General features: G+C 50.1%; 22 protein-coding genes. 17 read left to right on the forward strand and 5 right to left on the reverse strand.

Going from position 1 to position 20,413, the window contains the following annotated elements; genetic code table 11:
• Positions 1–29: 29 nt before the first annotated feature.
• Both C5O22_RS00200 and C5O22_RS00205 read right to left on the reverse strand, forming a co-directional pair.
• Positions 30–1,544, reverse strand: coding sequence for a hypothetical protein (locus C5O22_RS00200; RefSeq protein ID WP_132778962.1), 1,515 nt, complete (start codon positions 1,542–1,544; stop codon positions 30–32).
• 98 nt (positions 1,545–1,642) lie between these two features.
• Complete coding sequence (locus tag C5O22_RS00205) at positions 1,643–2,050, reverse strand: RrF2 family transcriptional regulator (RefSeq protein ID WP_132778964.1); 408 nt, start codon at positions 2,048–2,050, stop codon at positions 1,643–1,645.
• A gap of 254 nt (positions 2,051–2,304) precedes the next feature.
• Here C5O22_RS00205 and C5O22_RS00210 point away from each other — a divergent pair, with 254 nt between their 5' ends.
• The 10 genes from C5O22_RS00210 (at position 2,305) to rpmE (ending at position 9,245) form a co-directional block, all read left to right on the forward strand.
• The gene (locus tag C5O22_RS00210) at positions 2,305–2,475 is read left to right on the forward strand and encodes a hypothetical protein (RefSeq protein WP_132778966.1); all 171 of its coding nucleotides are present in this window, start codon (positions 2,305–2,307) and stop codon (positions 2,473–2,475) included.
• Between the two features lie 139 nt (positions 2,476–2,614).
• Positions 2,615–2,887 (forward strand): 30S ribosomal protein S20, encoded by a 273-nt coding sequence (rpsT, locus tag C5O22_RS00215; protein WP_132778968.1) that lies wholly within the window; start codon positions 2,615–2,617, stop codon positions 2,885–2,887.
• Positions 2,888–2,967: 80 nt separating this feature from the next.
• Positions 2,968–3,306 (forward strand): HU family DNA-binding protein, encoded by a 339-nt coding sequence (locus C5O22_RS00220; protein WP_132778970.1) that lies wholly within the window; start codon positions 2,968–2,970, stop codon positions 3,304–3,306.
• Between the two features lie 53 nt (positions 3,307–3,359).
• The gene (gene lnt / locus C5O22_RS00225; RefSeq protein ID WP_132779268.1) at positions 3,360–4,931 is read left to right on the forward strand and encodes an apolipoprotein N-acyltransferase; all 1,572 of its coding nucleotides are present in this window, start codon (positions 3,360–3,362) and stop codon (positions 4,929–4,931) included.
• A 37-nt stretch (positions 4,932–4,968) separates the two neighbouring features.
• Positions 4,969–5,676 (forward strand): response regulator transcription factor, encoded by a 708-nt coding sequence (locus C5O22_RS00230; RefSeq protein WP_132778972.1) that lies wholly within the window; start codon positions 4,969–4,971, stop codon positions 5,674–5,676.
• Positions 5,677–5,727: 51 nt separating this feature from the next.
• On the forward strand, positions 5,728–5,949 hold the full coding sequence (locus C5O22_RS00235) for a tetratricopeptide repeat protein (RefSeq protein ID WP_132778974.1): 222 nt from the start codon (positions 5,728–5,730) through the stop codon (positions 5,947–5,949).
• A gap of 12 nt (positions 5,950–5,961) precedes the next feature.
• Positions 5,962–6,429, forward strand: coding sequence for a bactofilin family protein (locus C5O22_RS00240; protein WP_132778976.1), 468 nt, complete (start codon positions 5,962–5,964; stop codon positions 6,427–6,429).
• An 11-nt stretch (positions 6,430–6,440) separates the two neighbouring features.
• Complete coding sequence (locus tag C5O22_RS00245) at positions 6,441–6,989, forward strand: CinA family protein (RefSeq protein WP_132778978.1); 549 nt, start codon at positions 6,441–6,443, stop codon at positions 6,987–6,989.
• Between the two features lie 167 nt (positions 6,990–7,156).
• Positions 7,157–9,022 carry a transcription termination factor Rho gene (rho, locus tag C5O22_RS00250; RefSeq protein ID WP_132778980.1) on the forward strand — a complete coding sequence of 622 codons (1,866 nt, stop codon included), beginning with the start codon at positions 7,157–7,159 and terminating at the stop codon, positions 9,020–9,022.
• A gap of 19 nt (positions 9,023–9,041) precedes the next feature.
• Positions 9,042–9,245, forward strand: a complete 204-nt coding sequence (gene rpmE / locus C5O22_RS00255; protein ID WP_132778982.1) for a 50S ribosomal protein L31 — start codon at positions 9,042–9,044, stop codon at positions 9,243–9,245.
• A gap of 218 nt (positions 9,246–9,463) precedes the next feature.
• Here rpmE and C5O22_RS00260 read toward each other — a convergent pair whose 3' ends face one another.
• Genes C5O22_RS00260 through nth form a run of 3 tightly spaced genes read right to left on the reverse strand, consistent with a single transcriptional unit; the run spans position 9,464 to position 12,008 of the window.
• Positions 9,464–10,636: a class I SAM-dependent methyltransferase gene (locus C5O22_RS00260; RefSeq protein ID WP_243692825.1), complete on the reverse strand. Its 1,173-nt coding sequence runs from the start codon at positions 10,634–10,636 to the stop codon at positions 9,464–9,466.
• 22 nt (positions 10,637–10,658) lie between these two features.
• Positions 10,659–11,306, reverse strand: a complete 648-nt coding sequence (locus tag C5O22_RS00265) for a redox-sensing transcriptional repressor Rex (RefSeq protein WP_132778984.1) — start codon at positions 11,304–11,306, stop codon at positions 10,659–10,661.
• 48 nt (positions 11,307–11,354) lie between these two features.
• On the reverse strand, positions 11,355–12,008 hold the full coding sequence (nth, locus tag C5O22_RS00270; RefSeq protein WP_207895316.1) for an endonuclease III: 654 nt from the start codon (positions 12,006–12,008) through the stop codon (positions 11,355–11,357).
• A 197-nt stretch (positions 12,009–12,205) separates the two neighbouring features.
• Here nth and ileS point away from each other — a divergent pair, with 197 nt between their 5' ends.
• The 7 genes from ileS to flgK all read left to right on the forward strand — a co-directional run bounded on the left by ileS (position 12,206) and on the right by flgK (position 20,412).
• Entirely contained in the window at positions 12,206–15,376 is a 3,171-nt protein-coding gene (gene ileS, locus C5O22_RS00275; RefSeq protein ID WP_132778986.1) for an isoleucine--tRNA ligase, read from the forward strand.
• A 4-nt stretch (positions 15,377–15,380) separates the two neighbouring features.
• A complete protein-coding gene (locus tag C5O22_RS00280; RefSeq protein ID WP_165910352.1) occupies positions 15,381–16,487 on the forward strand; it encodes a hypothetical protein in 1,107 nt (368 codons plus the stop codon).
• An 18-nt stretch (positions 16,488–16,505) separates the two neighbouring features.
• Complete coding sequence (locus tag C5O22_RS00285) at positions 16,506–16,787, forward strand: FmdB family zinc ribbon protein (protein ID WP_132778990.1); 282 nt, start codon at positions 16,506–16,508, stop codon at positions 16,785–16,787.
• Positions 16,788–16,945: 158 nt separating this feature from the next.
• Positions 16,946–17,542 carry a hypothetical protein gene (locus C5O22_RS00290; RefSeq protein ID WP_132778992.1) on the forward strand — a complete coding sequence of 199 codons (597 nt, stop codon included), beginning with the start codon at positions 16,946–16,948 and terminating at the stop codon, positions 17,540–17,542.
• Positions 17,543–17,558: 16 nt separating this feature from the next.
• A complete protein-coding gene (locus tag C5O22_RS00295; RefSeq protein ID WP_132778994.1) occupies positions 17,559–17,903 on the forward strand; it encodes a zinc ribbon domain-containing protein in 345 nt (114 codons plus the stop codon).
• Positions 17,904–17,984: 81 nt separating this feature from the next.
• Positions 17,985–18,509: a flagellar export chaperone FlgN gene (gene flgN, locus C5O22_RS00300; RefSeq protein WP_132778997.1), complete on the forward strand. Its 525-nt coding sequence runs from the start codon at positions 17,985–17,987 to the stop codon at positions 18,507–18,509.
• A gap of 25 nt (positions 18,510–18,534) precedes the next feature.
• Positions 18,535–20,412, forward strand: a complete 1,878-nt coding sequence (gene flgK / locus C5O22_RS00305; RefSeq protein ID WP_132778999.1) for a flagellar hook-associated protein FlgK — start codon at positions 18,535–18,537, stop codon at positions 20,410–20,412.
• Position 20,413 lies beyond the last annotated feature (1 nt).

Raw genomic sequence — 20,413 nt, forward strand, 5'->3', positions numbered from 1 at the left:
TTCCCTTTCCTTTTGGTCTAATCAATCCCTTACTGGTTTGTTTCTCCATGGCTATCAAAGATAGTTTTCCCCAGTCGGTACGCCGAGAGATCCGCCTGTTTTCTCTGAGTTTCCAGGGCTTCTTTTTCTCGCTCTAATTCGGGGAAAGAATACACAGGTTCGTGTTGCTTGTCTTCGAACTGCACTTCGGGAACACTATAGGTTCCCATTTCTTTGATAATCTTTTCGGTGGTTTCTTTAAGCCGCCGGGGAGCATATTCCTCCGTAGCAGGATGAATGTCGCTGGGGAGAACCCGGCGAGGATTCTCCCAGATTCTTAGATAGGTGGTTTTACGTAGATTCTCGGTTTTGATTTCTTCATTTTTTTCCTTTAGCCGTTGATAACGGACGAGAGGAATGAGATAAAAAAGAACGGAAAACACAAAGGGTACTATTCCCATGCCCCAGAACAGGATCGCCAGGGGATTGGTTCCAAGGCTGTACAAAAGGGCATAGGTAATCGTGTAAAGGTAAGAAAAGCCCCGAAGATGTTCCTGAACAGGAATGCCTACGATCAGGCTGTTCACAAGGAAATAGCCGCCAAACAGTACGTTTACCCCGTTGAGGATAGCAAACCATCGATTCATGGAGGGGGGATTCTTTGAAAAACTATGAAGCCGCTTAATAGGGGTGGTCAATCCACTGCTGTTTTTTTCTATCTGAAGGGTGTTCATAAGGAGTTCTTTAAATTGATAGACCAGTGTCCCCGCTTCGGTTACCTCGGGGGTCCCGCCAAACTGGGCGCAGTAACTTAAAATCTCCGCTTCTGCCTGCTGAGGCGGGCGGCCCGTGAGAATCATAAATTCGGGAAGGGAAATGATTCCCTTGTTAGCCTGAATGTAGGAGAGAACCGCCCGTTTTTCCCGGTTCTCCCAATCCATGTTGGGATCCCCATCGCCAAAAACAAAGGAAAACACCGCCTGATGAAGGGGCCGTCCCCGGGGACGAGGGGGCCGCCGGTCTATTCCGTAGGCCTGGTCAATAGAACGGGTGAGTTCCGAGTAAAACCAAATTCGTATGAAAAGATCGAGTACGTAGGAGATGGCGTAAAAACCACCTATCCCGTTTCCTCGACGGGAACTGGAACGCTCATCACTTGAACCGGATACGGAAATAACGGTGGAGGCAAGAAGGGCAAAAAGGGCGACCACCACAAACAGCACAAAGTAACCAACGAGCATCAGAAGGATCCACATTTTAAAAAGCCAGGTGCCTACCTGGATACTTATTTTTTTTACGCCCTTTAAAAAGGATCGAAGTCGCGCCCTGAGCCCCCGGTATTTGCTTACAAAACCTCTGGGGAAGGAATAGAGAATTTCCCCCGATTCAGTCACTTCGAGTCGACCTGAATACTCGTCTACTATTTGAGGTACCAGTTCTTTTACTTGTTCGAGGGGTAGGCCCGTTCGTGCCGTAAGATCCGCTACGGTACATCCTTTTTTGAATTTCTTGAAAGTCTCCACCAGTTGTTCATAGGCTTTTTTGTTGTTCCGGTCCCCTTTCATGCCTTTGCCTCCATTTTGGATGTTTCTTTACCCCAGAGCCTATTGTTCAACGAAAAACGTTCTTCGTGGATCCCTTTTAAGAGCATAGTGATCCTTTTCTATGATGAAATAAGAGCGCCCAGGGTGATGCTGGAAAAATAATCGTTCACCCGTCGGGTCGCCTCCGCCCAAATTTCGTAGGCCTTGCAGTCGTTAATATTGTGACAGACTCCCTGCTTTTTCTGGGTGCAGGGGGTTAATTCTAGGTTTTCGCCGGCGGCATCCAGAATTTCCCGAATGGTGATCTCCGTAAGGGGTTTAGAAAAACGGAAACCTCCCCCGGGACCTCGCACCGATTCTACCAGACCTGCTTTCCGTAGTTTAAAAAAAATTTGTTCCAGAAATACCGATGAAATTCCCTCTTCTTCGGAAAGACGGGTTATGGAAACGGCTTCCCCTTTCTGACTGAGCCGGGCGAGAGCGATGATAGCCCGAAGGGCATATCGTCCTCGGGTGGTGATTCTCATAGTAATTCCTCATCTTTTCGTGATTGGGGCGTTCTGTATACCTGACCGAATCAGAACACCTTTAGGATACCATAAAGTATTTTAAGAAATTACACAAGGGAGTAATCCTGGAATGGCTGGCATCCCTTTTTGCGCCCCCTCAGGCGAAGAATCTATAGTTGACAGGTGGGTAGGCGACATAGTATGCTCATCCTCATCGATTTTTATCTTGATGGATACTATTATACCGGTGTGCCGGTAAGGAGAAGAAACCTATGGGTCAGGTTAGTAAGAACGCCCGTACCACCAGCGCAACCCAGCGATTTTATTGTTCCTGTGGTGGAGAGATCAAAATGAAGACCATTTTCGAAAATGGGAAAGTAAAGAATGTGGCGGAATGTGAAAAGTGCAAGCGGGTGGAACGTCGTCCGTCTGATTTTAAATGAACCGTGTAAGAAGTGCCCCGCTGTACGGAGGGGCGCTTTCTGAAGAGAGCTTTTATTTATTGACATATATACATTTATTTGATATGCTCAAAGAGCGTGTTGTTTTTATTTCCAGTTCTAAGGTGTGAGGGGGAATCCTTTGGCAAGCAAGAGTACTTCAGCCGAAAAACGACATCGGCAAAGTGAGGAACGACGGCTCAGAAACAAGGCCGTTAAAAGCGCTGTTCGGACCAGTGTTAAAAAATTTGTAGCCGCAGTCCAGAAGAAAGACACTGCAGAGGCAGAGGTCCTTTTGAAAGAAATGGTTTCAAAAATCGATAAGGCTGCCCAGAAGGGAATTATTAAGAAAAATGCGGCGGCCCGAAAAAAAAGCCGGATGCAGAGATTGTTTAATACCCTCAAGAGCGCATAAGAGGGAAGGAAAAAGGGAGACTGTTCTGGGGCGGGAAAAAGAACAGTCTGGGTAAGAGAAACCGATGATCTGGAGGGACGATGGCCGACTATAAGGTTACCAAAGCGGATATCATTGAGTCTATTTTGGAAAAGACCGGTTTAAATAGAAAGGATATCCACCAGGTCATCGATCTTTTTGCTGAAGAGATAAAAAAGGCCCTTGTAGCGGGAAAGGTAGTGGAACTCCGGGGGTTTGGGACCTTTGAGATTCGGGTGCGCAAAGGACGAAAGAAGGCTCGGAACCCTAAAACAGGGGAGACCGTCTCTGTTTCTTCCCATGGGGTAGCGGCGTTCCGGGCCGGAAAAGAGCTAAAACGGGACGTCTGGCCTATTACGGCGCCCCTGTCTGCCCAGGGGGATGGTGGAGAGGGCCAGTGAAATTCCCTGGCTTGGTACAGTGGGGCCGTGGTGTTATCCATCATTTTTTATTGATGGGTAGTAGTGCCCTGTTGTTTACCGCCGCTTTCCCCAATAGTCTGTTTAAGGAAGGTCTTCCTCTCCTTGCCTTTGTAGCGTACATTCCTATCTTTATTCTCATTCAAGAGATTGCGCTCCCGGTGTCCGTCCTGTGGGGGGCGCTCTATGGCTACCTCAGTTACGCCTTGTTTAATTATTGGCTCAGTGTGTTTCACCCCCTGGCCGGAATTGTGGTAGGGGTAATTTATCTTACCTACTTTGCTATCCTCTTTCCCCTCCTAAAACTGAGTGAATATCTTTTCCCCAAAAAATATTATATTTTACAGTGGCTTTTGTGGCTTTCCTATGAGTACCTCCGGACCAAAGGTTTCTTAGGGTATGCCTATGGTATTACGGGGTACTCCCAGTGGAATATGGGCCCCCTGATTCAAATTGCCGATATCGGCGGTGTGTGGCTTGTTTCGGCCCTGGTAGTGTTCCCTTCAGTGTACCTGGCGGCCCTCTATGGACGATGGAACAAGGAACGGTCGGCCTTCAAAATAGGAAAAGACGTCGGGGCCGCTGTTGCTTGGGTGCTGGCCCTGATTGCAACCCTTGTATACGGATATATGCGTCCGCTAAATTATACAGGGGCCCCGGTTAAGCGACTAGCCCTTATTCAGCATAATGCGGATCCCTGGCGGGGAGGCCTTCCTGCCTATCGGCGGAATTTTGAAGTGCTGAAAAGGCTTTCTCTTGAGGCAATCCAGCAGGAGCCCTCCCTGGATCTGGTGGTCTGGTCAGAGACCGCCTTTGTGCCCCGTATTTACTGGCATACTACCTATCGAGATGACCCTGAATCGTATGTCCTGGTAAAGGAACTCCTTGATTTCCTGGCGACCCAGTCGGTTCCCTATGTGATTGGGAATGATGACGCGCGCCTTGAAGTCAATGAGGAAGGGCGCTGGGAACGGGTAGATTATAATGCGGTGATGCTCTTCGAAAAAGGGGAAGAGCAGGGAATCTATCGAAAAATTCACCTTGTTCCTTTTACAGAGCATTTTCCTTATAAAAAGCAACTGCCCTGGGTATACGAGGCCCTGCGTAATGCGGATACCCATTTCTGGAAAAAGGGAACCGAATACACCGTGTTTGAGAGTAGCGGTCTTCGGTTTGCTACCCCTATTTGTTTTGAGGATACCTTTGGATACCTTTCCCGCGAATTTGTTCGCCGCGGTGCAGAGATTATTGTAAACCTTACCAATGATGCCTGGGCCCATAGTCTTGCCTGCCAGATGCAACATGCCACCATGGCCGTTTTTCGGGCTGTTGAAAACCGACGAAGTGTGGTCCGGGCGACGGCCTCAGGGCAAACCTGTGCGATTGACCCCAATGGGAAAATTACCGCTATGGGAGAACCCTTTACGGAGACATACCTCATCGCGGCCGTACCCCTCGTATCGGAGGCCACGTTGTATACTGCCTGGGGAGATTGGGCGGCCTACCTTTTTGTAGGAGCCGCCCTGGGGGGGCTCTTACTGGGGCTGGTTCGGGAAGGTCATCGTTTCTTGACAAGTTCTTTTCGCCGTAGGAAAATAGAATCCTGAAGGTGTATACCAAGGTTGAGCAAGGAAGGAATAATCGATGGAAGCCAAGAAAAAGATCCTTATTGTAGATGATGAACAGATAAACCTCGAATTCTTTGATGTCATGCTTTCTAAACTGGGCTTTGTGGTGGAAAAAGCAGAGAACGGTGTGGAAGCCCTGGAGAAGGTTCGATCCTTTGGGCCGGATTTAATTCTGCTTGATAATATCATGCCGAAACTTTCTGGGTGGGAAGTAACAAAGCTTTTGAAGAAAGATCCCGAATATCATGCCTATAAAGACATTCCTATCATCATGTTTTCTGCAATGGACGATGTGAAAGACAAGGTAGAAGGCTTTGAACTGGGAGTAGATGATTATATAACCAAGCCCTATAACTTTTCGGAAGTGCTTGCCCGCATTCGGGCGGTGCTTCGGCATCGGGAGCTTTTTTCTCAAATTGCGGTTCGAGAATCGCGGCTTAGTTTAACCGAAACCATAAACGAAGAAATGAAAAAATTCCTTAAAAACTGTGAAGAATCGGTAAACCTCCTGGAACAGGCCGTGGATCAGTCCCATGGAGGCGCAAATGGGCTCGAACTGTTACAACAAACGGTGAAGAATGTTACTTCTAACTTTCGAACTAAACTTTTAGAGCTGGATGCGAAAATGCATGCTATTGAGAAACAACATGAACTTTTGCGAAAAAAGGAGATAGAAATCAATACGTTGGAGCACCAATTCCGCAAAAGTTTGCATGCCGATTAATGGGGTATATTCAATAAGGATGATGAGGGGAAAACCCCATCGGAGGGGCCTATGATAGACGAAAAGAAAAAGAAGGTTCTGGAACTTTTTGCAGAGGGTCGGAAGTTGTACAAATTGATGGAATTTTCAAAGGCCCTTTCGTATTTTGTGGAGGCCCTTAAGGTTGATCCTAATGATGGACCTTCGAAGGTGTACTACCTTCGTTGTAAGCATTATATAGAAAATCCGCCCCCTGAAGATTGGGATGGCGTATTTGTAATGACTACTAAATAAATAGGGCGCAAAATGATTAAAAACACCGAACGACAAAAAACTGAAACGGGAAAAACAAGCCTCAGTGAACGGGAAGAACAGGTTACCACCTTTGGAAAGGGGACCCGTTTTGCAGGGGTTCTTCGGTTTAAGAAGACCCTCTGTATTCAGGGGGCTTTTCAGGGAACCATAAAAGGGGAAGGGTCTCTTGTTATTGATAAAGATGCCCATGTAGAGGTGAATGAGTTATCCGTATCTTCTCTTATAGTGCGAGGATTTCTTAAAGGACGCATCTTTGCGGTTGATAAGGTGGATATGCTTCCAGGGGCTACCGTCATAGGGGATGTTACGACGGGGCGTCTTCGAATTGCGGACAATGTAAGCTTTGAGGGCCAGTGTATCATGACGGGTATTGATGAACAGCATCTGGAGATATTTTCCCGTCCCACCGAAGACATTAAGGCGGAACTGAAAAAATATGTTCCCCACCAGGAGGGGTAAATCGCCCGCCCATGAGTAGCTTGTTCCCAAGCAATACTGGTAAGTCCCCGATCATTGGAGCCCCTTTCTTTGGGGGTGCCTTTTGTACAAGGAGACTTGTTCGTAGCCTGGCGCGAAAGCTGGTGGATCATCGGTATACGATGGTTACCGCCGAGTCATGTACGGGAGGATTGCTTGCTTCAGTGTTAACGGAAGTTCCGGGGGCTTCCCGTTTCTTCTGGGGGGGCTATGTGTGTTATGCGGGGGACGCGAAGATATCCCAGTTGGGTGTAGAGAAGCGCCTCCTGGAAACATATGGGGCGGTCAGCAGGGAAGTTGCCGAAGCAATGGCCCGGGGCGCCCTTTCTCGGAGTGGAGCAACCCTGGCGGTGGCCATTACGGGTCTTGCGGGCCCTACGGGGGATGGGTCTGCTACCCCCATAGGAACGGTCTGGATTTCCTGTGCTCTGCGGGAAGGGTTAGTCCGTTCGAAGGACTATGTTTTTTCTGGCTCTCGAAATGCAATTCGCAAGCGGGCGATGCGCAGCGCTCTTTTCCAAATCCTTGACTTGCTACCTTGACAGTGAGGAGTATACGACATATACTATATTTATCCTTCCAGGTGTTGAAAAATCAAAACAGGCGAGTTCATGGGTGCATCCAGATCATAATGTATTGATATGTATGGTAATCCCTCGTTGGTGTTAGTAAATCCAGAACAATGTAGTTCTGTCTATGGAGAATGTGCATGGCTATAATCAGAAAAAAGAAAAAGGCTGAAACCCCATCTGAAGAAGGTCAGCAATTGCAGGAAGAGCTTGATCTCGGGGAATCTACAGAAAAGGAAGAAGGAAGGGAAGAAGAGAGGAATGACTTTTTGGTAGACCCTTCCGGGATATTCCCTTCTTCTCTGGAAACCACGGGAGAGCAAGAAACGTTTTCTTCTTTTTCAGAAGATCATCGGGGGGGAGACGAAGAAATCTCTCTGAGTTCTGAAGAAAATTCTTCTGGGGGCATACAAGAACGGGAATCCCCCGTCACTGCTTCGCCGGCAGATGAAATAATAAACGAAGGGGGAGAATCGGTCCCGCAGGCCCGAGTGGTTGTTCGCACCCGGGGCCGACGTCCCTATGACCGTAGCCAGGGGCGGAGTGCTGCTGTGGGAGGAAACGGCAATTGGAATAATGGTAATGGAAGCGCTTCTTCTGCCACGGGTTCCTCCGTAAGTGCCACCTCCCTTGAAGCTCCTGCGTTCCCTTCTTTTTATCAGCTGCCTATTACGATGCCGGATATTTATGGCAAACCCGAACCCCGGAGCGATCAGGATTCAGGAAAGCCCCGTCTTTCGATCAATGAGCTTACCCGTCTCAATATGAAGGACCTGCGGGAACTCGCGGCTTTCTACGGAATTAGTCACGAAGACATGGTGACATTAAAGAAGCAGGAAATAATCTTTTCGATTCTGAAGGCCCACACCGAACGGGGGGGAATCATTTATGCGTATGGGTCCCTGGAAATTTTACCCGATGGCTATGGATTCTTGCGGAGTCCCCAGAATTCATACCTCCCCGGGCCCGATGATATTTACATTAGCCCGAGTCAAATTCGGCTGTTTGCCCTTAAGACGGGAGACACCGTCTATGGCCAGATTCGCAGCCCCAAGGAAGGGGAACGGTTCTTTGCCATGCTTCGGGTGGAAACCGTAAACTATGATGATCCTTCGGTGGCCCAGAGCCGTATTCCCTTCGATAACCTTACGCCCCTCTATCCCAATCAAAAATTGAATCTTGAAACCACCCCCGAAGAAATTTCTACCCGGATTATTAACCTCTTCTGTCCCATCGGGAAGGGCCAGCGGGCCCTTATTGTGGCACCCCCCCGAACCGGTAAGACCATCATGATGCAAAAAATCGCCAATGCGATTACCCAGAACCACCCAGAGGTTTATCTCATTGTTTTACTTATCGATGAGCGGCCGGAAGAAGTTACCGATATGGAGCGGACCGTGCGGGCGGAGGTCATTTCTTCCACCTTTGATGAACAGGCGACCCGCCATGTGCAGGTGGCAGAGATGGTGCTAGAAAAGGCTAAGCGCCTGGTGGAACACAAAAAAGATGTGGTCATCCTGTTGGATTCTATTACCCGCCTTGCCCGAGCCTATAACCAGACCGTGCCTACGTCAGGTAAAATTCTTTCCGGTGGGGTTGACTCTAATGCTTTGCACAAACCGAAGCGCTTTTTTGGGGCCGCCCGAAACATCGAAGAAGGGGGGAGCCTCACCATCATTTCCACAGCCCTCATCGAAACAGGGAGCCGTATGGATGAGGTTATTTTTGAGGAGTTTAAAGGCACCGGTAATATGGAGATCAACCTGGACCGGCGGCTTTCGGATCGACGCCTCTTCCCTGCCATCAATATTAAAAAGAGTGGCACCCGAAAAGAGGAACTGCTCCTTACCGAAGAGGAACTCCAGAAGATCTGGGTGCTCCGGAAGGTTATCAATCCCATGGATGATATTGAGATCATCGAGCTCCTTATTGACAGAATGAAAAAAACTAAGAATAATGAGGCGTTCCTGCGGTCTATGAATACGGGGACTGCAGCCATAGATTAGTGAGTGTTGTGGAGGACCTATGAAAGAGGGTATTCACCCCAAGTATGAGTTGACCAAGATTACCTGTGCCTGTGGCAATGTGATCGAAACCCGTTCAACCGTTAAGAATATCAATGTGGAAATTTGCTCCGCCTGCCACCCCTTCTTTACGGGAAAGCAGAAATTGGTAGATACCGCCGGTCGTATTGAACGGTTCCGCAAGAAGTTCAATATTAAAGAATAACGTCCCTGTTCTTTGTATTGAAAAATTCCCCCATCCTTGAGTGAAAAAGAGTGGGTGGGGGAAAGATGCTCCTATCGTAAATCGTAAAAAAAGGCAAAAAGTATTTTTCCTTTGTGTTGAAAACGGCGGTCAGTGTTCTTCTGAGTTAGACGTAGCTCTTACCGTTTTTTGTTGGCCCTTTTTCGTTTCTAAAAGATATCGATGAAGGGGTTTTACCTTTAGGATTTCTCCGGCATAAAGAGGTAACAGCGGCGGGGGATTTTGCCGCGGAAGTCTTCATCAATCGTCGTAGTGGTAAGGTCTTTAATGTGTAGGCGAGGATGCCGCTGCAAAAGAGCTTCAGCCTTTAGCTGAAAGTGTCGGGCATTGGTTGAGAACCAGAGGACCCCGCCAGGTGCAAGAATATCAAGGCAGGTCGTAATAAGCGCAACGTGGTCCCGCCGAATATCCAGGACACCTTCCATTTTTTTTGAATTAGAAAAAGTTGGTGGATCCAGAATGATAAGGTCCCACTGAAGGCCCTGTTTCCGGGCTTCTTGTACAAACCGAAGTACATCTGCCCGAATAAGCCGGTGTCGCAGAGGGGGGGGCGGTGACGAGTTTCTCCCGGGGAAAGGAGCCCCATACCATCGTTCATAGGTTTCTACCGGCACGAAGGTCGCTTCAAGCTGATTAAGGGCGCAATTGTGCTGAGCCCACTCCAGGTAGTTCCTGGAGAGGTCCACCGAATCTACCGAAGCGGCCTGGCCTGCCAGGGCATACACAGAAAAGGCGCCGGTATAACAAAAGAGATTGAGCACCCGTTTCCCGCCGGCAATGGAACGAATAAAGGCGCGGCTTTTTCGATGATCCAGGAAAAGACCCGTATCAAGGTAATCTGAGAGGTTCACCTGAAAAAGAAGTCCCCCTTCTGTGACGGTTTGGGTGATGCCCTTTTCGGAGAAACGTTGATATTGTACTGCCCCTCCTCTTCGATTCTTAAGTCGTCGTCGTTGCCGGAGAAAGATATGGTCTTCGGGAATCTGCAAGGCCCGGGCAACACTTTCCTGCATATGCCTGAGCCACAGCGCTTCTTCCTGTTCATCCTTATGATAGGGTCGCTCGTACAGGGCTCCTGCAATCATACCATCATAGAAATCGAGTACCAGGGGAATCTCGGGGATGTCCCGATCATACAAGCGATAGGCGTTTGTCCCAATGCGGCTGGCCCATTTTCGCAGGTGTCGATATCGTTTGAGGATACGATTATAGAGAATTTCCTTTTGATACTCGATCTTATGAGGTGGGTCCCCTTTAGTGCTTTCACAGGAGGACACGCCGGCCTCGGGCGCTGTTCCCTGCTTTTCTTGCAGGGATGGAGGAGTTCTGGGGGGTATTCGTTCTTTGTGCACCGCTTTCCCTCAGAAAAAGGGCCTATTTTTTGGGCTGCATTTGGGCCATCTGAATCATCACGCAGAGCATGGCGTATCCGGAAGAAAGATCTTCCTTTTGAACGACCACGTTTTCTGGAACCTTCAGTTTTACATTGGTAAAATTCCAGATTGCCGTAATTCCCGCCTTTACCAGGATGTCCGTCGTTTCCTGGGCAAAAGCAGAAGGTACCGTAAGAATTGCCATTTTAACACCCAGGTTGCGGATCTGCATTTCCATGGTGCTCACGGGCATCACCGGGACTCCGTGAACGGAGGATCCGATTTTTTTAGGATCCTTGTCAAAGGCGGCAATGATATTAAGCCCATGGAATTGAAATTCCTGATATCCCAAGAGGGCAGAGCCCAGATTACCCACCCCTACGAGAACCGCATCTCGGATGGAATCCCAGCCTAGAAAGTGTTCAATTGCTGTAATAAGGGCATGAACGGGATACCCCTTCTTTGGTTTTCCTACAATACCTGTAATCGCCAGGTCCTTCCGTACCTGGATTGCTTCTAAATTGAGTTCCTCCGCAATCACGGTTCCAGAAATGTACTCAAGCCCGTCCCGTTGGGCCTGCCGGATGATATGAAGATAGGAAGGTAAGCGTCGAATCGAAGGTGTAGCCGGTATTTTTTGATTTCCCATACTGATGTCCTTATATGTCCTTAGTATTGAGTAGTATATCTAAAAATATCACCGTTGTAAATCGATAAAAAAGGGACAAATATGGTGTATGATGCAGATCGGGCAGGATGGTTTACGGGCAAAGCAACAGGAGCGGCCGTGTCGATTCAGGCCGTGACTTATGGGTATCCAGCGGTCAGGGGAAAAGTGTCGGGCCAGGTCCTGTTCTACCTGTTCAGCGGTTTTCCCCTTGCTCAGGCCAAGTCGCCGGCTTACCCGTAGTACATGGGTGTCCACAATAAGGGCCGGTACCCCATAACAGGTAGCGAGGATTACACTGGCGGTTTTGCGACCCACCCCCGGGAGGGCCGTAAGCTCTTCCATGGTGGCGGGGACCTTTCCCCCATGGTCGGCGACGATTTTCTGGGCAAGGGTTACCAGGTATCGAGCCTTGGTGTGATAAAAGCCCGTCGGTCGAATAAGATCCTCCAGTTCTGAAAGGGAAGCATCTGCAAGGTCCGCTGGACCTGGATACCGGGCAAAGAGCTGGGGGGTGATCCGATTAACCATTGCATCGGTACATTGGGCCGAGAGCACCGTAGCCACCAGGAGCTCAAAGGGATTCCTGAAATGGAGCAAGGGCCGGGTATCGGGGTACTGCTGGGTAAGAAGGTCGTATATCTCTTGTAATCGTTTTGCTTCTTGCATTATTATACCTTTCATACCAGGAAAATCGCTGATCCCGAGCGGTGGCAGTTTATCGAAGGAGGGCCTCTTTTTTGCTTGTCCTGAACGGTAGCCCGCCCGCCGAAGGGATCTTCCCTGGGGACTTGTGTATTATATAGTATAAATAATATATTGAAAAGAACCTGATCCCGTGGGTATCCATGGCAGGCTCTGATCGAATATGGAGGAGCGCGGTGTACAGAAGTGTGGATCCCAAAGTAGAATTCCCAAAATTGGAGGAAGAGGTCCTTAAATTCTGGGAAGAGCACGACATTTTTAAGAAGTCTATCGCTCAGCGAGAGGGGGCTGAAGAGTTTGTGTTTTACGATGGGCCCCCCTTCGCAACGGGGTTACCCCATTTTGGGCATTTTGTCCCGGGGACTATTAAGGATATTATTCCCCGCTATCAGACCATGAAGGGGAAGAAGGTAGAGCGCCGTTTTGGTTGGGACTGCCATGGCCTGCCGGTGGAAAACCTTATCGAAAAAGAACTGGGTCTTAATTCTAAAACCGATATCGAACGATATGGGGTGGCTAATTTTAATGAAGCCTGTCGGGCCTCGGTACTTCGGTATGTAAAGGAATGGCGTCGCATTGTAACCCGCCTGGGACGTTGGGTAGATTTCGACAATGACTATAAAACCATGGATCCCGATTATATGGAATCCATTTGGTGGGTTATGAAGACCCTGTGGGAACGGGGCCTCCTGTATGAGGGATACTACATTCTTCCCTATTGTCCCCGCTGTTCGACGGTCCTTTCAAACCATGAATTGAACCTGGGGGGCTATAAGGATGTACACGATCCGGCTATCACGGTACGGTTCAAGGTTACCGGCGCTGGATCAGGAACCGCCGCCGAAAAGGCGGGCTTGGGAAGCCTGGGAAAAGAGGGGGATACCTACCTTCTTGCCTGGACCACCACACCGTGGACCCTTCCTTCTAACCTGGCCCTGACGGTAGGACCGGATATCGAGTATGCTTTGGTCCAGGATGGGCAGGAGCGCTATATTCTTGCGGAGGCCCGCCTGGGAGCGTATTACAAAACCCCTGAGGAATATCGGGTTATCTGGAAAAAGAAGGGCTCTGAACTCGTGGGGCTTACCTACGAGCCCCTTTTCCCCTATTTTGTCAGTGCGGCGGAACAGAACGCCTTCCGGGTGTATCCCGGGGACTTTGTGTCTACCGAGGACGGTACGGGTATTGTGCATACCGCCCCTGGTTTTGGCGAGGATGACCAGCGGGTGCTTCAGGGAACGGGGGTGCCTACTATTTGCCCCGTCGATGCGGAGTGTCGTTTTACCGAGGATGTCAGCGATTACCGGGGACTCTTTGTTAAGGATGCGGATAAGGCGATTATTGAACGTTTGCGGGCAGAAGGAAAGCTTGTAAAGCGGGAGCAGATTCTCCACGCCTATCCCCACTGCTGGCGTTGTTCCAGCCCCCTCATTTACCGGGCCATCAGTTCCTGGTTTGTGAATGTCACCAAAATTAAGGACCGGATGCTCCGGGCAAATCAGCAAATTTACTGGGTGCCGGATCACATTAAGGATGGCCGGTTTGGCAAGTGGCTTGAGGGGGCCCGGGATTGGGCTATCAGTCGTAACCGCTATTGGGGAAATCCCCTGCCTATCTGGAAGTGTCCGGACTGTGGAACCACCATTTGCGTAGGGAGTCGGGAAGAACTGAAGCGCCTTTCAGGACAGGAGGTAACGGATCTCCACAAGCACTTTGTGGATAGTATTACCATTCCCTGTAGTTGTGGGGGAACCATGCGCCGGATCCCCGAAGTGCTGGACTGTTGGTTTGAATCGGGGGCCATGCCCTACGCCCAGAATCATTATCCCTTTGAAAACAAGGAATTCTTTGAGGCCCATTTCCCCGCAGACTTTATCAGCGAGGGGCTCGATCAAACCCGGGGATGGTTCTATACCCTGACGATTCTTGCGGCGGCCCTCTTTGATCGACCGGCCTTTAAAAACTGTGTGGTGAATGGTCTTGTGCTGGCATCGGATGGCAAGAAGATGTCTAAAAGCCTCCGGAATTATACGGACCCCATGGATGTGATTAACACTTTTGGGGCCGATGCGCTACGGCTCTTTTTGATGCATTCGGCGGTGGTAAAAGCCGAAGATCTCCGCTATTCCGATGAAGGGGTCCGGGAAGTCCTGAAGAGCATCCTTATTCCCCTGTGGAACTCCTACAGTTTCTTCGTGACCTACGCAAATATCGATGGTATCCATCCAACGGGGGCCCCCGAGAATCCTTCCAATCCTCTGGATCGCTGGATCCTTTCGGTTTCGGAGGGCCTTGTAGAAAAGGTGACGGCGGCCCTCGATGCCTACGATATGAATCGGGCCATCGATCCGATTGTTGAGTTTATCGATTTATTGAATAACTGGTACATCCGTCGGTCCCGGCGCCGCTTCTGGCGCAGCGAAAACGATCAGGATAAAACCGAAGCCTACGGAACCCTCTATCAGGTGCTCAAAACCTTTACGTTGGTGGCGGCTCCCTTCATTCCCTTTGTGACCGAGGCCATCTGGCAGAACCTTAAAACCGATGGGGACCCCCTGTCGGTGCACCTGGCGGACTTCCCGGTGTCTCAAAAGAGCCGGCGGGATCTTCAACTTGAATACCGGATGCAGGTGGTGCAACATGCGGTTTCCATGGGACGGGCCCTGCGCTACCAGTACAATATCAAGGTGCGGCAACCCCTGAAAACCGTAGAACTGGTGACCCGCAACCCGGAAGAAAAGAAGGTCCTCATTGAGATGGAAGAAATCATCCGGGAAGAGCTGAATGTGAAAACCGTGGTGTTCCGGGATAACGAAGAAGACCTGGTGGAATATCAGGCAAAACCAAACTTCCGGGTGCTGGGAAAAGAGCTTGGTAAGGACATGCAAATCGCGGCCCAGCGCATCAGTGCCTTAAGCCAGCGGGAAATTCAGAGTATCCTGGAAGGCTCGGTCCTTTCCCTGGATATTAATGGCCGGACCCTGGAACTTACGGCGGATAAACTGGACATTCGGCGCCTGGAAAAGGCAAATCTCCGGGTTCTTAACGAGGGAACCCTTACGGTGGCGCTGGATACGGAAATAACCGAAGAACTTGCCCAGGAGGGTGATATCCGGGACCTGGTCCGGGGGATCCAGAATTTGCGAAAAGAAAAGGGCCTTGAGGTTACCGATCGCATTCGTTTGTGGGTGCATGGTTCAGAGCGCCTGGAAAAGGCTTTTCGAGCCTTCCAGAGCTATGTAGCCCAGGAAACCCTGGCACTCGACAGTGTCTGGCAAGCCGTTCCTGGTATGACTGCCATTGAGGCCGGGGACGAAACCTGGCAGGTGGCCCTGGAAAAGGCCTAGGAGCATGAAAGGGCACTTCTTTTTTAAAAGATCAGACAGAGGGCGGGTGATTTCCCGGAACATCCTCTGGACGGTGGGGGCCCTCTGTGGAATCTTTGTGATTTCCTGTGCCACCATTCCCTCCCGCCCCCTTCCCGAAAAGGATCCCTTCGATGTGCTCCTGAACTCTCTCCTTGCTTTACCGCCGGGGGGGCAGTTCTATATGGGGGCCCGGATTGCGGATGCGGCAGGCCTGCGGACAGAAATAGAACGAACCCTTCCCGCTAACGAAAGCATCCGGCAGGGCTTGAAGGTGACGGAACAGATAAGCATGGTCCTGTATGCAGCCGGGGAGGGGCAAAGTGCATGGGTTGCCCTGTTAGAAGGGCGCTACCCCGCTTGGCAAATCAATTGGTCCCTCTGGTGGCATCCTGCATGGAAAAAACGCCGTTCTGCGGAAGGAATCCCCTTTTGGTATAATGCTCAAGAGGGCCTTTCCTTGCAGACAGAGGAGCATACCCTCCTGCTTTCCAATGCTCCTGAGGGGATCCCTTTTAGGGAACTTTTGAACAGGGTAAAGCCAGCGGGGACCTCCGCTCTTTCTATCGGTTCCCAATCTCCAGTACCGGCAAACGCCCCTTCTTCTTATCCCATGCCGGATAAGAAGGCTTTTTCATTTTTTTCTTCCCGTCAAAAGGGAAGGGTGATCCTCATTGGCTGGCTTAATGAACCGTTTCAGACCGTTGCCGCTTCTCTTGAAACCCTCTCGGTTCCTCTTTCCGTACCCATAGAACGGGTTTTCTGGGTACTCGAGGAAATACCCCCGGAGGGTACCGAGAAGGATAGCCCCTATTGCTTGTATCTTGCCCTGCAAACCCCCTCAGTGTCCCATGCACGGGCCCTTTCGGCCCTTCTGCGGCTGTCCCAGCGTTTTGCGGGGACCCTGCCTCTTCCCGGGGGGCCTGGACAGGATCCTCTTGCGCAGCTTCTGATGTCCCTCCTTTCAACAGGGAACATACAACAGGAAGAAACATCTCTTGTTATCGAAAGCAAACCTATTCCTTCGCAGGACATAGCTTTACTTTTTTCTCGCTTATTAGTATATTCTACTTCGAAAAAAACGATTCCATAAGGTAAAGGGGATAAAGCGATGCCAACCTATGAGTACGAATGCAAAAGCTGTGGTCATGTGTTTGAAGCTTTCCAGAATATGAGCGATGCCCCCTTACGGTCCTGTCCCCAATGTGGAAAGGACGTTCGTCGTCTTATCAATGGGGGCACGGGTATTATCTTTAAAGGCTCTGGTTTTTATGTAACCGATAACGGTAAAGGCAAGGGATCTCAAAAAAGCACCTCATCGGAGGCAAAAAAGGATTCCTGTACTTCCTGTGCTGCCGCTTCGGGTGGTGGTTGTGCTGCTGAGGCGGTATAGCCACATAAGGAGAAACAGAAGGGGACCATTCCTTTGGTACCCCCTAGGAACAGCGAAGGCCCTCTACACGGTAACGGTGCCCATCATATAAAAAGGTCCTACTTCCGAACAGTGAAAAGTTGAGGCGGAGGGCCCGTTTTTTATAGAGAGGAAAAAACGTGTCATACGAAAAAATTCCTCTTCTTCCTACAGACAGCGGAGAAGAGGATAGCTTGTTTCTTTCTCTGCTTCTGGATCCCCTCTATATTGAACTGGCCCGTTTGTTTCGGGAAAGGCCCTGGGGCCCCCTTAAAGGGGCAACCCTCTATTCGGTCAGTTCTATCCCTTCTCATATCGAGGCCCTTGCCGCCCTCTGGTATGTGTGGTTTGGAAGGCCCCATCAAACGGTGCTCCAGCGAGGAGATACCAGTTTCCAGGCTTTGTTTCTGTATGATCACTGGACTCTCCAGTGGACAGGCTCAATTTCAAAAGAAACGTTTTTCTCCGAGCCTATCCTGCAAGGGTCCTTTCTCTTTTCTTCTGCGATGGTAGAATTTCGCTATGGGAGTGAGCGCTGGATTGCGGTAAGTCCCGATGGAGAACAGGTGTATCATATTCCCCTGCCGGAAGCGCATCCTTCCCTGTACCTCTGGATGGATGCTCCGGGTGGAGTATCCCTTCCCGACGGGGCTCTAAAAAAAGCCGCCTGGGATTTTGCCCGGGATATGAAACGACGGTTACAGGTTTCCGCAGAACAAGGGGAGAAATTTCAGTGAAAAGAGGGGGGAACCAATGAAAGGAGGAGGAACTCGTCCCCGCTTTTTTTGTGAACACTGTGGCGAGGAGGTTCCCCGGAATGCCCGGGTCTGCCCCCATTGTGGTCGATTTTTTGTTCATGTCCGCTGTCCCCGCTGCGGTTTTGTTGGGGCAGAGGATCTCTTTAAAGAAGGCTGTCCCGTCTGTGGCTATTCGGCCTTACCTATTAATGAAAAGAGACGGGGAAAAGGCTGGTTGCCCTTTGTTCGTTCTTATACCTTTGGTTCTGAAGGCCCAGAGCCCCTTCCCTGGTGGGTGTATGGCTTAACCGTAGCGCTCTTGTTGATAAGTCTTACTATTTTTTTCTGTACCCTTTTTTAGTTCTTCCCTCCTCATCTAAGAACTTACAACTTTTCTCAGGTTCCGGTCTTTTTTGCCGATACTAGAAGTGGGAGGCCTGTCATGAAGATGAAAAAGACCCATAATCCCCACGAAGAGAAGGTGACCCTGTGTCTGCAGCTATTACGAGAAGAAGTCGCCTTAATAGAACGGATTTCTGCAACCCAGGAGATTCTCCGTAGTGCCCTGAGTAATCGGGAATTCGAAGATCTTCATGTCGTACTGGAACGATTACAAAACTATAACGAAGAATTTGTGGCCCTTGAAGAAAAACGAAATACCCTTTTTAAAGAATTGGCCCATGAATTAGAGGTTGATCCTCTTACAACTCCCTTTTATGGGATTGTTTGCCGACTTCCGGAACCAGAACGACGGGAAATTACCGATGCCTATCGGCAACTTAAGATTGGAACCCTTCGGGTGCGCCTTGCCAACGAGACCCTTCAGGACTATGTAACCTTTTCCCGTTCGCTGTTACAGGAAGTATTGCAGGTGGCATTCCCTGATCGGCGGGGTAAAATGTATACCCCCGATGGTAAAGAACGTCATCCGGAGATGCGAAGCCTTATTTTGAATAAAACCCTGTAGGGTAAGTACAACAAGGAGCCCCTCCATGCAGTCTACCTTTATGCCTATAGAAATCGGAAAGCGTTCCCTGGTAGCCCATCAGCAAGGATTAGCGACGGTGGGACACAACCTTTCGAATGCTTCTACCGAAGGCTATTCCCGTCAGCGGGTAGAATTTACCCCCTTTGAGCCCCTGTATCTTCCTGGGCTCAATCGGGAAGAAACGCCGGGCCAGATCGGTCAGGGTGTGGTGGTGGAACGGATCCTTCGAGCCCGGGATGAGCTTTTAGATAAGCGGATTGTGGCCCAGGGGAGTGGAGAGGGGTACTGGGAAACCCGGGATAAGTATATCCTCATGATGGAACGGCTTTACAACGAACCGGCGGATGTTTCCATCCGGGGACGGATGGACGCGTTCTGGGATGCCTGGCAGGAGCTTTCCCTCCATCCTGCCGATGCGGCCCCGCGCAAGGCGGTCCTGGAACGGGGGAAAACCCTTATCGATACGATCCGGGAGCGATATAAGGGGCTTAAGAATCTCCAGAACATGGCGGAAGAGGATATTCAGGGAACCGTTAAACGGATAAACGACCTTTCCCGGCAAATCGCAAAATTGAACGAAGAAATCCAGAAAATTCGGGCCCAGGGCGACAATCCCAATGATTTATATGATCGGCGGGACCTTTTGGTGGAAAAACTGTCTTCCCTTATCAACATTACTACTGATACGCGAGACCCCGATGAGTTTATCATCCATACAGCGGGCTTTGTGTTAGTCCAGGGTCGGATTGGTCGTCAGTTTGATCTTGTCAGCGGTATCGATACGGAGGGCTATTCCCGGGTAATCTGGAAAGAAACCGGAGAAGAGGCCCATTTTGAAAGCGGAAGTTTGGCGGCCCTTTTGGAGTTACGGGATAAAACCGTACGGGATGAAATCCAGAGCCTTGATACGATGACCATGAATTTTATCGACCTGGTGAACGACGCTCACCGGGCAGGGTATGGCATAAATGGAAAAACGGGCCTCGATTTCTTTACCGAACATCCCTTTGTTACCAATGTAAATGGCAATTACGATCGAAACGGCGATGGCCAGTATGATTCTACCTATATTTTCCGTATTACCGGAACCAATAAACTGGAAGAACGGGCCCAGATAGGCCTTGAAGGAACCATTACCCTGGCTGCGGCGGAAGGTACGGTGGACATCCCCTACTATCCTACCGATACGGTGGCCGATGTGGTGCAGCGTATTAATAACGCCGGGGCGGAAGTAGTTGCCCGCCTTGACCGGGAAGGACGTCTTACCCTTAAGGGGACTCCCGCGGCTAATCCCGCCAATCCTGATTTTGTGATTCGATATGTGGCGGATTCGGGCCGTTTCCTGGAAGGCTATGCGGGGATTCTCCAGAACCGGGGGCCGGAAGGGGCCTTCCGATGGGACCAGGCGAATGCGGTTACCGCCCTTCGGGGAGAGAGTGGTTCCTATGCGGTAGCCCCCATAGCTCATCCCTCAGGCTGGATAGAGGTGAATCAGGCTCTGGTAAAAGATCCCTTCTCCATTGCAAGCGGCTATGGAGAAAACGGTAAGCCCGCCAATCCGGGTAATGGGGAAGCGGCCCTGGAAATCGCTCGCCTGCGCAATACGGTGGTTATGGTGGGACGCCTCGGAACCTTCGATGACTATTTTGCCGATGCGGTGGCTCGGGTTGGATTATGGGGAGAACAAAGTGATCGGGCCCTGGAAATCCAGAACCGGATCATGAAACAGCTTAAGGATATGCGGGACTCCATTTCAGGGGTAAATATCGATGAGGAACTTTCTCAGATGATAAAATACCAGCATGGCTATGCCGCGGCGGCCCGTTTTATCAGCACCTTTAATGAAATGCTGGATACTATCATCAATCGACTGGGGGTGTGAT

Origin of the sequence: Treponema sp. J25 (assembly GCF_004343725.1) — a bacterium.
Taxonomy (GTDB): Bacteria; Spirochaetota; Spirochaetia; order Treponematales; family Breznakiellaceae; genus J25.

Excerpts from the sequence above, each read along its gene's own strand:
- C5O22_RS00295 (WP_132778994.1), top strand. The coding sequence starts at position 17,559 with ATGAAAGGAGGAGGAACTCGTCCCCGCTTTTTTTGTGAACACTGTGGC.
- C5O22_RS00200 (WP_132778962.1), bottom strand. The coding sequence starts at position 1,544 with ATGAAAGGGGACCGGAACAACAAAAAAGCCTATGAACAACTGGTGGAG.
- rpmE (WP_132778982.1), top strand. The coding sequence starts at position 9,042 with ATGAAAGAGGGTATTCACCCCAAGTATGAGTTGACCAAGATTACCTGT.
- flgN (WP_132778997.1), top strand. The coding sequence starts at position 17,985 with ATGAAGATGAAAAAGACCCATAATCCCCACGAAGAGAAGGTGACCCTG.
- C5O22_RS00210 (WP_132778966.1), top strand. The coding sequence starts at position 2,305 with ATGGGTCAGGTTAGTAAGAACGCCCGTACCACCAGCGCAACCCAGCGA.
- nth (WP_207895316.1), bottom strand. The coding sequence starts at position 12,008 with ATGAAAGGTATAATAATGCAAGAAGCAAAACGATTACAAGAGATATAC.
- C5O22_RS00240 (WP_132778976.1), top strand. The coding sequence starts at position 5,962 with ATGATTAAAAACACCGAACGACAAAAAACTGAAACGGGAAAAACAAGC.
- rho (WP_132778980.1), top strand. The coding sequence starts at position 7,157 with ATGGCTATAATCAGAAAAAAGAAAAAGGCTGAAACCCCATCTGAAGAA.
- C5O22_RS00265 (WP_132778984.1), bottom strand. The coding sequence starts at position 11,306 with ATGGGAAATCAAAAAATACCGGCTACACCTTCGATTCGACGCTTACCT.
- C5O22_RS00205 (WP_132778964.1), bottom strand. The coding sequence starts at position 2,050 with ATGAGAATCACCACCCGAGGACGATATGCCCTTCGGGCTATCATCGCT.
- C5O22_RS00230 (WP_132778972.1), top strand. The coding sequence starts at position 4,969 with ATGGAAGCCAAGAAAAAGATCCTTATTGTAGATGATGAACAGATAAAC.
- C5O22_RS00220 (WP_132778970.1), top strand. The coding sequence starts at position 2,968 with ATGGCCGACTATAAGGTTACCAAAGCGGATATCATTGAGTCTATTTTG.
- C5O22_RS00235 (WP_132778974.1), top strand. The coding sequence starts at position 5,728 with ATGATAGACGAAAAGAAAAAGAAGGTTCTGGAACTTTTTGCAGAGGGT.
- C5O22_RS00280 (WP_165910352.1), top strand. The coding sequence starts at position 15,381 with ATGAAAGGGCACTTCTTTTTTAAAAGATCAGACAGAGGGCGGGTGATT.
- C5O22_RS00245 (WP_132778978.1), top strand. The coding sequence starts at position 6,441 with ATGAGTAGCTTGTTCCCAAGCAATACTGGTAAGTCCCCGATCATTGGA.
- flgK (WP_132778999.1), top strand. The coding sequence starts at position 18,535 with ATGCAGTCTACCTTTATGCCTATAGAAATCGGAAAGCGTTCCCTGGTA.
- C5O22_RS00285 (WP_132778990.1), top strand. The coding sequence starts at position 16,506 with ATGCCAACCTATGAGTACGAATGCAAAAGCTGTGGTCATGTGTTTGAA.
- lnt (WP_132779268.1), top strand. The coding sequence starts at position 3,360 with ATGGGTAGTAGTGCCCTGTTGTTTACCGCCGCTTTCCCCAATAGTCTG.